The sequence below is a fragment of the Limnobacter sp. UBA3528 genome, assembly GCF_002377005.1.
Classification (GTDB): Bacteria; Pseudomonadota; Gammaproteobacteria; order Burkholderiales; family Burkholderiaceae_B; genus Limnobacter.
Map to the genome: position 1 here is coordinate 50,895 of NZ_DFOZ01000038.1, position 11,860 is coordinate 62,754.

The 11,860-nt window shown below is 53.8% G+C and carries 11 protein-coding genes; 5 read left to right on the top strand and 6 right to left on the bottom strand.

Going from position 1 to position 11,860, the window contains the following annotated elements; translation table 11 throughout:
* A partial coding sequence (locus B4N58_RS11505; protein ID WP_291749435.1) for a flavin reductase family protein occupies positions 1 to 438 on the bottom strand: 438 nt, incomplete at its 3' end.
* Positions 439 to 510: 72 nt separating this feature from the next.
* On the opposite strand from B4N58_RS11505, the gene B4N58_RS11510 reads away from it, so the two are divergent.
* Positions 511 to 1,848 carry a dicarboxylate/amino acid:cation symporter gene (locus tag B4N58_RS11510; protein WP_291749438.1) on the top strand — a complete coding sequence of 446 codons (1,338 nt, stop codon included), beginning with the start codon at positions 511 to 513 and terminating at the stop codon, positions 1,846 to 1,848.
* On the opposite strand, the gene B4N58_RS11515 is transcribed toward B4N58_RS11510, so the two are convergent.
* From B4N58_RS11515 to B4N58_RS11525, 3 genes are read right to left on the bottom strand one after another with little or no spacing between them, the layout of a single operon-like run.
* Positions 1,849 to 2,397 (bottom strand): YaeQ family protein, encoded by a 549-nt coding sequence (locus B4N58_RS11515; RefSeq protein WP_348680725.1) that lies wholly within the window; start codon positions 2,395 to 2,397, stop codon positions 1,849 to 1,851.
* 32 nt (positions 2,398 to 2,429) lie between these two features.
* Positions 2,430 to 3,767, bottom strand: a complete 1,338-nt coding sequence (locus B4N58_RS11520; RefSeq protein WP_291749441.1) for a DUF1329 domain-containing protein — start codon at positions 3,765 to 3,767, stop codon at positions 2,430 to 2,432.
* Positions 3,768 to 3,791: 24 nt separating this feature from the next.
* Positions 3,792 to 5,252: a hypothetical protein gene (locus B4N58_RS11525; RefSeq protein WP_291749443.1), complete on the bottom strand. Its 1,461-nt coding sequence runs from the start codon at positions 5,250 to 5,252 to the stop codon at positions 3,792 to 3,794.
* A gap of 101 nt (positions 5,253 to 5,353) precedes the next feature.
* Here B4N58_RS11525 and B4N58_RS11530 point away from each other — a divergent pair, with 101 nt between their 5' ends.
* Positions 5,354 to 6,019 (top strand): TetR/AcrR family transcriptional regulator, encoded by a 666-nt coding sequence (locus tag B4N58_RS11530; protein WP_291749446.1) that lies wholly within the window; start codon positions 5,354 to 5,356, stop codon positions 6,017 to 6,019.
* Here the strand turns inward: B4N58_RS11530 and B4N58_RS11535 are convergent.
* A complete protein-coding gene (locus tag B4N58_RS11535) occupies positions 6,014 to 7,369 on the bottom strand; it encodes an FAD-binding domain-containing protein (RefSeq protein WP_291749449.1) in 1,356 nt (451 codons plus the stop codon). The genes B4N58_RS11530 and B4N58_RS11535 overlap by 6 nt on opposite strands.
* Positions 7,370 to 7,392: 23 nt before the next feature.
* Positions 7,393 to 8,250, bottom strand: coding sequence for an undecaprenyl-diphosphate phosphatase (locus B4N58_RS11540; protein WP_291749453.1), 858 nt, complete (start codon positions 8,248 to 8,250; stop codon positions 7,393 to 7,395).
* A gap of 179 nt (positions 8,251 to 8,429) precedes the next feature.
* On the opposite strand from B4N58_RS11540, the gene B4N58_RS11545 reads away from it, so the two are divergent.
* Genes B4N58_RS11545 through B4N58_RS11555 form a run of 3 tightly spaced genes read left to right on the top strand, consistent with a single transcriptional unit; the run spans position 8,430 to position 11,856 of the window.
* A complete protein-coding gene (locus B4N58_RS11545; protein ID WP_291749455.1) occupies positions 8,430 to 9,548 on the top strand; it encodes a DegT/DnrJ/EryC1/StrS family aminotransferase in 1,119 nt (372 codons plus the stop codon).
* Positions 9,541 to 10,686 (top strand): ATP-grasp domain-containing protein, encoded by a 1,146-nt coding sequence (locus B4N58_RS11550; protein WP_008247302.1) that lies wholly within the window; start codon positions 9,541 to 9,543, stop codon positions 10,684 to 10,686. The genes B4N58_RS11545 and B4N58_RS11550 overlap by 8 nt, the downstream gene beginning before the upstream one ends.
* A 24-nt stretch (positions 10,687 to 10,710) precedes the next feature.
* Positions 10,711 to 11,856 (top strand): Gfo/Idh/MocA family protein, encoded by a 1,146-nt coding sequence (locus B4N58_RS11555; protein ID WP_008247299.1) that lies wholly within the window; start codon positions 10,711 to 10,713, stop codon positions 11,854 to 11,856.
* Positions 11,857 to 11,860: the final 4 nt, after the last annotated feature.

The window sequence follows — 11,860 nt, forward strand, 5'->3', positions numbered from 1 at the left end:
GCCTTCGCCAATCAGCTTGACCTCGCGCAAATTGCATTCAAAACGCACCATTGCATCTTCCACACCGGGTGCTGTCACCGCTTTGCTCAGCGATTTTTTCAAACCCGCCTTTTCGAATTCATCCACTTCGGGTGGGTAGTCGCCGCAACTGGTGTTCATCGCATCCACCAGCACATGACTCACAATATTCACCACGCATTCCTTTGTGGTTTGCAAATTGGTCAGGGTGTCTTTCTCGCTGCGGTCGCGCGGGTTCACCTGCACCACGCACAGCACGGGTGGCTTGCAACTGGCGACAGTAAAAAATGAATAGGGTGCCAAATTGGCGATGCCTTGTTCACTCAGCGTGCTAACCCAGGCGATGGGTCGTGGCACCACTGCACCAGTCAGCAACTGATAGTTTTCACGGGGGCTGATCTGGGTCGTATCAAAGTACATGCAGGGCGTCCAAAATGTTGATTTTTCATGTGCTGTTATAGTTTAGCCTGAACTAGCAAGTGGAGTGGGAACATGAACCTGACAGTCAAAGTGATCGTGGGCATGGCGCTGGGCATTGTTGTTGGTCTGGCAATCAACTTTTCTGGCCTGAATTCAGAGGGCAGTTTCGTACAAGAGTTCATCACTGGCGGACTGTTTCATGTCGTGGGCAAAATGTTCATTAATGCATTGAACATGATGGTGGTACCACTGGTTCTGTTCTCCCTGATTTGCGGAGTGTGCGGTATAGGCGATGTGAAGTTGCTGGGGAAAATCGGCACCAAGTCGTTTGGTTTCTATGTGATGACTACTGCTGTGGCCATTGCCACTGCCATTTTGATTGCCGGGGGATTGGGTATTGGCGAGGGCATGAATGCCAGCAGTGATGCGAACTTCACGGGACGTGAAGCACCGCCACTCAGTGACGTGCTCATCAACATCATTCCCACGAACCCCATCAATGCAATGGCACAAGGAGAAATGTTATCAATCATTTTCTTTGCGATTCTGTTCGGCATCAGCCTTTTGCTGGTGGGGCGAAAAGCCACCAAGCTGATTGAACTGATTGAAATCCTGAATGAGGCGATGATGAAGATGGTGACCATCATCATGGCCCTCGCACCTTACGCTGTGTTTTGTCTGCTGGCCAAAGCCATGGCCGAGTTGGGCGTCGAACTTTTCACTCAACTGATTGGCTATGTGCTTGTGCTGGCGGGTGTGCTGCTGTTTCATTTGTTGGTGACCCTGCTGCTTGTCCTGCGAGTTTTTTCAGGCCTTAGCCCTGCGACTTTTCTGAAGAAAATTCGCAATGTACAGGTATTCGCATTCAGTACCTCCAGCTCCAACGCCACCATTCCAGTGACCTTGCGTACCGTGACCGAACGCATGGGTGTAAACAATTCAGTGGCCTCTTTCACAGTGCCATTTGGTGCCACCATCAACATGGATGGTACGGCCATCATGCAAGGTGTAGCCACCGTGTTCATTGCAAACATGTACGGTGTCGACTTGGGTATTGCAGGCTACCTCACCGTGATCATGATGTCGGTACTGGCCTCAATCGGCACAGCGGGAGTGCCCGGTGTCGGGCTGATCATGCTGTCGATGGTTTTCTCACAAGTGGGATTGCCACTGGAGGGCATCGGCTTGATTCTGGGTGTTGACCGCCTGCTTGACATGCTGCGCACTGCGGTGAATGTCAGTGGTGATGCGGTGGTGTCTTTGATCGTTGCAAAAAGCGAAGGGAAGCTGGATGAAGACGTCTTTAACAACAAGAATCTTGAAGACAGCGACAGTGGCAGCATTCATGTCAGCAGTGAAATTGGCCGTGATTTTGCGCAGGCCATTTCAACTGCTTACAAGGGCAAATAATCAGGGCTTCAGGATGACAGGCTGTACAGCCGCCTCACCCAGGTACACCGTGCCTTCCTGAATGGTGCAGGCCAGGTTCATGTTGCGTTGGGCCAGCCCGGCCAGAGTTGCGCCATCTTCCACGCTCAGCTGCAGCACCTGCACTTTGTCCAGTTTGTTCAACCAGTCCTGGTTTTGTTTCCACCACACTTCAGCCGAGCGTGTGTAGCAATAAATCACCACACGGTCTGAACGGCCACAGGCTTTTTTAATGCGGCTTTCATCGGGTTGGCCCACATCAATCCACACCTTGATTTGACCAGTGGGGTCCACTTCCCACACCGCAGCTTCATCCTCCGCCGACAAACCTTTCCCGAACTGAACGTCTTGCCCGGCGTGCATGGCAAATGCCAGCAGGCGAACCATCATTCGCTCTTCAGTTTCCGAAGGGTGCAATGCAAGCGTAAGTGGGTATTGGGCGAAGTGGTTGCGATCCAGATCGGACACATCCAGTTGAACTTTGTAAACAGTGGCTCGAAGGGCCATGGGGCGACTCGCGGTTTGAAACATTCAAACCGCGATTATCGCTGATTACTGCTGGATTAACGACCCATACGGCGCAGGGCGGCCGTTGAGAAGTCAGCAGGCGAGTACTTCTTGCCAAACTCGGCAAACTTTTCTTCGTTGGTCAAACCACCCACCAGGTAGCGGCGCGACTGCAAGTCGTAAATAACCTCGCCGGAGGATGCAAACGCGGGAGCATGGTAAGCCTGCGTACCGAACACCTCACGAACGCGCCACAAAGTATTTCGGCTATCGTACTGATCAGCGTGCAACACACCCCATGAGTCTTCATCAATATAGAACACACGCTTGGCATAGATATGTCGTTTACCTGGCTTCAATGTTGCCTCGACCACCCAAACGCGATGCAACTCATAGCGCACCATGTCGGGATTCACATGGCTTTTCTGAATGATGTTGCTGTATTTCAACGTTTGATCGGCCAACTTGTAGTTGTTGTAAGGCACGTACATTTCTTTCTTGCCCACCAACTTCCACTCGTAACGATCGGGTGAACCGTTGAAGCCGTTCAAGTCGTCGTTCGTACGCAAGCCGTCGGCACCAATACCGGGTGAGTCGTAAGCCAGCTCAGGCGCACGAATTACACGGCGTTGTCCTGGGTTGTACTGCCAGGCCAAACGGGGCTCTGCAACCTGGTTAATTGGCTCATGTACCAAAGCCACTTCACCGGCCGCGTTGGCGGGTGCAGTGATCTGGTTCATGAAGTACAGAATCCGGTTCTCTTCAGGATTGTCCATGTAAGAAGCAAGGGACACGGTTTCAATACGCTTACCCACTGTGAATGAACCATCGGTTTGTACAGGGAAATCTGCTGAATAGCGCGTGAATGAGCCACCCAAATCCCGGAAATTGTGGTTCCAGATGACCTCAACACCACTCTTGGGGATCGGGAACGGAATATTGGATTTCTTGATGCCTTCCACGCCATTGCCACCATCCACCAGCTTCACATTGGGCGCTTCAGCTCTGGCGTTGTCATACACCGATTGGCGATAACCCGCTGTGCGATGTGTTTTGTACACATTCATTTTGTACGTGGGGTAACGCTTCATCATTTCCATCTGCCCGGGAGTCAGGTTGGCTTTGTACTGGTCCATATTGGCAGCACTGATGGTAAACAGCGGCTTTTCATCAGCAAACGGATTGATGTAACCTTTGGCCGGGTCGAAACCCTTGGGCACTGTAACCAACCCACCGGTCCAGTCAGGAATGGTGCCCGCAGCGTTCCCTTTTTTCTCGGCACCCACCGGGGTCAGGCTTTTGCCCAGTTCAGACAGGTCATTGGCCAGCGCTGCACCACTCCCCAAAATGATTGCTGCAGCCAGCAACCCGTGTTTTAACTTTTGCACTGCCATTTCGTTGTCTCCTTGTGGATAGTTTTATCGATTGGTGTTTTGATCTTGTTCACACAGGGCGAACACCTCGCCACTGCGATTGCTTTGTGTAAAAACGTTTGGGTCGCAATAAATGCCGACAGGCGCGAAATCTTTCATCACCTCCGCCAATGCAACACCCTTGTCCACATTCTGTATGGCCTCTTCAAATTCCGGGTTGTGAAGCATGTGGCGGTACAACAGCAGTTGATCAGGATATGGGCCCCAAGGCAACCACAAGAATCCGTTTTCGGCAGTGGCATTGGCTGGCCGGTCGGCCGGGTCGGAAATAACCACCGTGAAAAATCCCTGCTCATCCAGTGGCACCTGAAAGTCGGCCGCGCAATCTGTGAAACGTTGGGTTGCAAATTCATTGCCGCACAACGACCAGTAACGCAACTGCTCTTGCCCAAACTCTACGCCCGGCTGGCCGCGATACGTGGGTGCCTTGGCGCGCACCATGGCAATACTGCCATAGCGCCGCGCAAAACCAGTGCTGGTATAGGCATTGTGTACATTGCTTAAAAAGCCGCCTGAACCGGAATCAACCCGGCCACCCAGCATGCTGGTGTCTTGCCCGGTCACATTGCCCAGAATTCGGAATGCGGTGTCACCCAGGCTAAAAAACTTCAGCGTGTTTGGCGGATTGGTGGCTGTGGGAAAAGACAGCGCCAGTTGGTTGGGGTAATCCAGACCCAGCAACAGTTCATTCAAACCCAGGGGTGGCAAAGCACCGCCCGCATTGGGCAACAACGGTTCCGCGCAGTTCGGGAGGGTGCCCAGTTCGCGGCTGCCATCTGCAGTTTCAAGCGTCAAGGTGGGCAAGCCCACACCGCCATCAAAAAACTCGCCAGTGTTCGACACATACACGCGGTAGATAAACACGGCCAGGGCGTTCGGAATGTTCAGCGGGCCAAGGCCAATTTCGCCCGTGTAAAAGGTATTGGGCTTGCGCTGCACATCCGGATTTTGAACCGGGGAGGGACCATATTCAAGATAAGCCGTGTAGGCCCCACCGGGCTGGGCACCCTTGCGCGCAAACGGGTTGCCCTCGCGGCCGTTTTCGGTGGGGGTCAACTCAAAGTCGGCCACCGCGTCGGTTGGGCGAAGGGCTGCATCATACGCGTTGTATGAAAAGTAACGTGCATCGGGGTAGCGACCATCAATTCGTAACCTTGTTTGCGGTGAAACAGGCGCTGCAGCCACCCAGTATTTGGCTTCGCTGTCGGGAAACGCAATATTGGCTTTGTCAGGATCGCTTGCAGCAATCCAGCCGCAACCCAAACCCAGAGGAGTTTCAGTGCCACCCATGGCTTGCAGCAGTGACCCGCTGCTGAGCACATTGCCACTGGCCGCAGGCGAAGCAGCCGGGTTGGCTGTTGTGCGTGCGTCTTCAGACGAACAAGCCCCCAACACGGCCAGTGCAAGGCCAGTGATTGCTGCGGTGAATACTTGTGAAAGTTTCACGCATGTCTCCTGATTTTATGGTTATATTGTATTTAATCATTCTAGATTAATACCAAGGTATTAAATCAGGCAAGTGGAAAATTACTCACAAAAACAAACACATGAACAAACCTGCCGACGCCGCACCTGTTGTTGATACTCGGGAACAGCTATTACGGATTGCACTGAATGAATTTGCGCAGCACGGCATCGAAGGGGTTACATTGAGCCGTATTCGCCTGTTGTCGGGTCAGAGCAACCGCTCGGCGGTGCACTATCACTTCAAGACCAAAGACAAATTGGTGGAAGAAGTCGTGGAGTTTGTGAATGCCCAACTGGATGTGTATTGCAAGCAGGCCCATGCAGAATTTGTGCGCGGCTTGCCCGAACACAAGGAATTGGTAGCCTTAAGCGAACTGATTTTTGACCCATTTCTGAGACTGTTCGCCAGTGGGCAAACCGGGGCCACCTGTATTCAGTTTTTGTCGCGTCTGACCTGGCAAACCGGCGAACAGGGGCAACGCTTTTTGACCCGCTTCTTCAATCCTTACATGGCCGTGTTCGCACCTACTTTGCTCAAGATGTTGCCGCAGTATTCGGAAACTCAACTGCGATTCAAAATCCATTTGGCGGTGAACACAGCCATTCATGGCCTGGCCGACTTTTCCATGGTGATGCATGACAAAGCCTTGCTGCCACTGGCCACGCAGGCTGACGGGCCTAAGGAAATGCGCAGGCTGTTCCATGACTATGTCAGTGCGGGGCTTCGGGGGAATACCAAGTTATAAAAGCCTGTTCTGCCGCATGGCATGCAAACGTGCCTTGCCCTGCTTCAGCGATTCCGCATTGTCGATGATGGGCGCCGGGTAACCGGCCGTGCCGTACCCAGGCAACCAGCGCTTTACAAACTCTCCTTTGGGATCTTGCTCGGCCTGCTGCTTCAATGGGTCGTACACCAGCATTTGTGAAAAGTGACTAGTGCCTGAGGCAATGCGCACCTGCCCGTAATGGATGGCAGGCTCGAAATCCAGAAACTGCTGTGCCAGATACAAAGCCACAGGCTGCCAAGGCAGGCCAAGTTGCACGCATGCGAACGACACCAGCGTGGCCCGCGCCCGCATATTCAGCCAGCCGGTTTGTTGTAGAAAATGCTGGCAAGCGTCGATGTAGGCAAAGCCTGTGCGGCCATGCTGCCAGGCGTTCAGAAATTCCTGATTCACTTCTGCAGGCTCATCACCGTAAAAAGCATCGGTTTCCAAACCTGTGTGGTTTTCCAACTGCTGCAAATAGCCTTGCCGCCAAATCAGCCTGTCCACATAAAACCGGGCAGCATCTTCTACTTTTGAAATCGAGACCGAATCACCCTGCCCGTGCACGGTGTTCACCAGCGCGTTCAGTTTTTGCAGCACCTCGCGGTCGCTAACCACACCATAGGCCAGGTAAGGCGACAGGCGCGAACAACCATTCCAGGCTTTCAAGGGGCTGGAAATGGAGAAGGGGTAACTTTTCAGTTTTGCTGGGGTGAAGAATTTGGCAGCCACTGCGCGTGCCTGTATTCGCCCCCCTTTCATGCGCAGGGGTTTGTCTTCCCCGGCTGCATTGGGCACATTGCAACGCTTCAAAACAGGGGGTGGCCTGGGTGCGAAAAAAGCCTGCAGATTGCGCCCAGCCGGGTTCTTGATTTCTTCTTGCGCAGCGCGATTCAAGTAAGTTTGAAAGTCCGCCTTGTCACCCCGGGCTCGTTGCACATTGTTTTGCGGCAATTCGTGAAACACCACACCCGCGCTTTTACACCACGCGGCAACGGCGCGGTCGCGTTGGTACTGTGCAAACTGTGTGGTTTCCTGGTGCGCCCACAGGTGGGTGAATTTGAACTGGGCGTGCAAGGCGGCCAATACATCGACTGCTTCACCCAGTTCTTCGTGCAGGTAGCCGCCTACATTGGCAAACTGTTGCTGCAAGTCGTCCAGGCATTCATGCACAAACAACTGGTGCTGGCGCGCTGTGTGCGCATCTAAAATTTGGCTGGGTTCGTGAATGTAAAGGGGCAACACCAAGCCGTGGTGCTTGGCATTGCGCATGGCCTCAAACAGCGGCATGTGGTCGCTTAAACGCAAATCCCGTTTGAACCACAACACCTGCATACTGCTTCCTTGCAACTTTACAGCGGCTGCAACACCCCTGCGGCCAACAGCGCCAACACCACCACACCCAGCACCACACGGTACACCACGAACAGGCCATAGCCTCGTGTGCTGACAATTTTCAAGAACCACACAATGACTGCGTAGCCCACAAAAAAGGCAATGAAGGTGGCCAGCGCGGTATTGGCCGGGCTGACAGGGCCAGCAACACCCCAGCTTTTGTACAACTGGTAAAAGCCGGAAGCAAACACCGCTGGCACCGCCAGCAGGAATGAATAACGCGCTGCGGCCTCGCGGGTGTAACCCATCAACAAGCCTGCGGTGATGGTGCCGCCGGAACGGCTGACACCGGGAATCAACGCCAGCGCTTGGGCAAAACCAAACACAATACCGTCGCGCCAGGTCATGTCGCGCAATTCAGTTTGGCGTTTGCCCACCTTGTCCGCGACGCCAAGAATTAAACCAAACACAATCAACATGATGGCGGTTAAGTACAAATTGCGCAGGTAAGTTTCAATCAAGTCCTGAAACAACAGCCCCAGCCCTGCAATGGGCAGGGTACCCACAATCACCAGCCAACCCAGGCGGGCATCTGAGCGCGCATCCGAATCAAGAGAAGAATGACCTTTGAACGATGCACACCAGGCCAGAAAAATTCGGGCGATGTCTTGGCGGAAATACACCAGCACCGCGAGTTCGGTTCCAAGTTGTGTAATGGCGGTGAAGGCTGCGCCAGGGTCGAGCCCCGAGGGCAACATGGGGCCAATAATGCGCAGGTGCGCACTCGATGAAATGGGCAAAAACTCGGTTAGCCCCTGGATCAGCCCCAAGATAACGGCCTCAAGCCAACCCACACCGTTGCCGGCAACAAACATGGTGAATTCCCGGTAAATAGATAGATAAGAGGCCGTTCTTGGGCCAAATTCAATGCGCCACTATAGCAAGCCTGAATGGGGGAAAACATTTTTCTGAAGGGGAAAGAGGCCTGATATTTAACAAATGATTGTGCAACCCAGCCGGGATAATGAGGAAAATCAAATAGAAAGGCTTGGGTATGGACCATCGGAAAATTTATGTGACGCAGCCAGCGCTGCCGCCGCTTGCGGAGTTCATTCCCTACCTGGAACAGATTTGGGACAGCAAAACCCTGACCAACAACGGCCCCTACCACCAACAGCTTGAAAAGGCGCTGTGTGAGCATTTGGGCGTGCCGTTCATTTCCCTGTTTTGCAACGGCACCATCGCCCTGATGACCGCGCTGAAGGCCCTGCGCATTCAGGGCGAAGTGATCACCACCCCGTATTCATTCGTGTGCACCAGCCATTCCCTGCTGTGGAACGACCTTCAACCCGTGTTTGTGGATGTGGACCCAATCACCCTGAACCTGGACCCCCGCCGCATTGAAGAAGCCATTACCCCGCAAACCAGTGCAATTTTGCCGGTGCACTGCTATGGCTTGCCTGCCAACACCAGCGAAATTCAACGCATTGCCGATGTATATGGCCTGAAAGTGATTTACGACGCAGCCCATGCCTTTGGCGTGAAGCAAAACGACGAAAGCATTTTGAATGCGGGTGATTTGTCGGTACTTAGCCTGCACGCCACCAAGGTGTTCAACACCTTTGAAGGCGGTGCCATTGTGTGCAAAGACACCAAAACCAAGCAACGCATTGATTACCTGAAAAACTTTGGCTTTGCCGATGAGGTCACTGTGATGGCACCTGGCATCAACGGCAAAATGAGCGAACTGAATGCCGCCATGGGCATGCTGCAACTGAAGTATGTAGACCAGGCCATTGAAAAACGCCACCGCATACAAGCCCTGTACCGTGAACTGCTGGCCAATGTGCCCGGCATTGAACACATGGCTGTGCCTGAAAATGTGCAATGGAATGGCGCTTACTTTCCAATTTTTGTCAATGCACACTACCCGATTACACGCGACGCGCTGTACGCCCGTTTGCAAGAACACGGCGTGAATGGCCGCCGGTATTTTTTCCCTTTGATTAGCAGCATGCCCATGTATCGTGGCCTGCCCTCGGCGGCACCGCGTAATTTGCCCAATGCCCACAAAGCGGCTGAACAAGTGCTGTGCCTGCCGATTTACCCCGACTTGTCGCTGGAAGACGTAGCCCGAATCTGTGTGATTATCGACGAGGCCAGCCGTGGCTAAAGTGCTGTTGGTGGACACCAATTTTTCATCGGGGCCTATCCTGAACACCCTGCGCAACGCCGGGCACACGGTAGTTTTTGCGGGTGGCAAACCCAACGACTTCCTGGCCAAGGCCACGCCGGGCTACCAGCAACTGGATTACTCCAACCCCGCCGCACTGGCCGATTTGTGCACCCAATTGGGCATTGAATATTTGGTACCGGGCTGCAACGACCGCTCGTATTATTCCTGCGCCGAAGTGTCGGAAACCCTGCATTTTCCCGGCATCGACCGGCTGGAGGCTACGGAAACCATCAACCACAAACAGAAGTTTCGCAACTACGCACAACGCGAAGGTTTGTCGGTGCCACGGGTGTTTGGCAACGATGAAACGCCCGCCTGCGCCGTGATTGTCAAACCTGTAGATGCGTACAGCGGTCGAGGTATTACGGTGGTACAAGCCGGTGAAACCAGCCAACTGCAAAAAGCAATCGGTACGGCCAAGGCCGAATCGAAAAGTGGCGATTGTTTGGTCGAGGAATACGTGGAAGGCCAGTTGTACAGCCACTCGGCCTTTGTGGTGAATGGTCGCGTGATGCAAGATTTTGTGGTGATCGAACATGGCTCGGCCAACCGATTTGTGGTTGACACCAGCCACTTGGCCATCGACTTCCCGGTCGAGGTACACACCCGAATTCGCCGTGAAATTGAACATTTGGCACAAAGCCTGCGCCTGTGCGACGGCCTGGTGCACACCCAGTTTTTGCTGAAGGGCGATCAATTCTGGCTGGTAGAAATTACCCGCCGCTGCCCCGGTGATTTGTACAGCCAGTTGATCGAACTTTCAACCGGCTTTCCTTATGTGGCCAGTTACGCCAAAGGCTTTTTGGGTCAACGTGCCGCACCCGGCCCATTGAAACAGAATTTTATTTTGCGCCACACCCTGACCTTGCCGCACGAAGGTTTGTTGCAGCACCTGCACTTTAACCACCCGGTGCACATGGAGCGCTGGGTTCCCATTGCCGCCACGGGCGACTTGATTGCCCCCAGCCCAGTGGGCCGCATGGCCCTGCTGTTTGCACGCTGCGCCAACGCAGCCGAACTTCAAACACTGGCCAGCCACGCCACACAGCGCAGGCTTTACACCTTCAATGGTTAAAGCCACACGCAAAGGACATTGACTATGAAAAACCCAGCTACATCACTGAAGCCCCTGCACAAACCAATCAAGGTGGCCATGATTGGCGGCGGCGTCAATTCGGCCGTGGGCCGTGTGCATGAAATTGCCATGAAAATGGACAATGAATTTGACTTGGTGGCGGGGTGCTTTAGCCGCAACCCGGAATTCAATGCAGAGTCGGGTCGCCAATACAATGTACCCGCCAATAAGCTCTACCCCAGTGCGGAAGCATTGATTGACGCGGTGGCCAATGAGGTAGACGCGGTGGTGATTGCCACGCCAATCAAGTCGCATGCGCAGTACATTCACTTGGCGCTAGATCACCACTTGCGGGTTATTTCCGACAAGCCCCTGCTGGCCAATGTGCAAGAGTGCAAAGAATTGCTGGCCCGTATTCAACCCGACAACACCCAAGTGTTTTCAATATTCAACTACACGGGCTACCCCGCCGTGCGCGAGATGAAACGCCGCGTGGAAAGTGGTGCCATTGGCAGCGTATTCAAGGTGATGGTTGAAATGCCGCAAGACTCCTACATGCGACTGAGCAACCAGAAAAAAACCCACGCCATTCAGGCCTGGCGGCTTGAAGACGGCGACATCAGTTGCGTATCGCTCGACCTGTTTGTACACCTGCACAGCCTGGTGAACTTTGTGTGCGGCAACACGCCACTTGCCGTGAATGCCTGGCAACGCGCCATCACCAACGTGGCGCCTGGCTTGATTGATGAAGTGGACGCCGTAATCCAGTACAGCAACAACTTGATGGTGAATGCGTGGTACGGCAAAGCCGTGCTGGGTTACCGCAATGGCTTGCGCATTCGGGTATTCGGCAGCAAAGGCAGCTTGCAATGGCACCAGGAAAGCCCGGAAATGATTGAGGCCGCCGATGAAGCCGGCAACCGCATGTTGCTTGACCGAATTTCGACTGGCAGTGAAATAACCGCGCAGCCCCGCTACAACCGCTTCAAGGCTGGGCACCCTTCCGGTTTTATCGAGGCCTTTGCCAACTACTACGCCGACATTGCGCAAGCCATGCGCGATGAAAAACTGAATGCCTACACCTTGTCTACGGGCGTTGCAGCAGAAGGCTTGGCGCTGAGCCAGGCCATTGCGCAAGCCTCGGCCACTGGCCGTACCGTTCAACTTTAAGTTC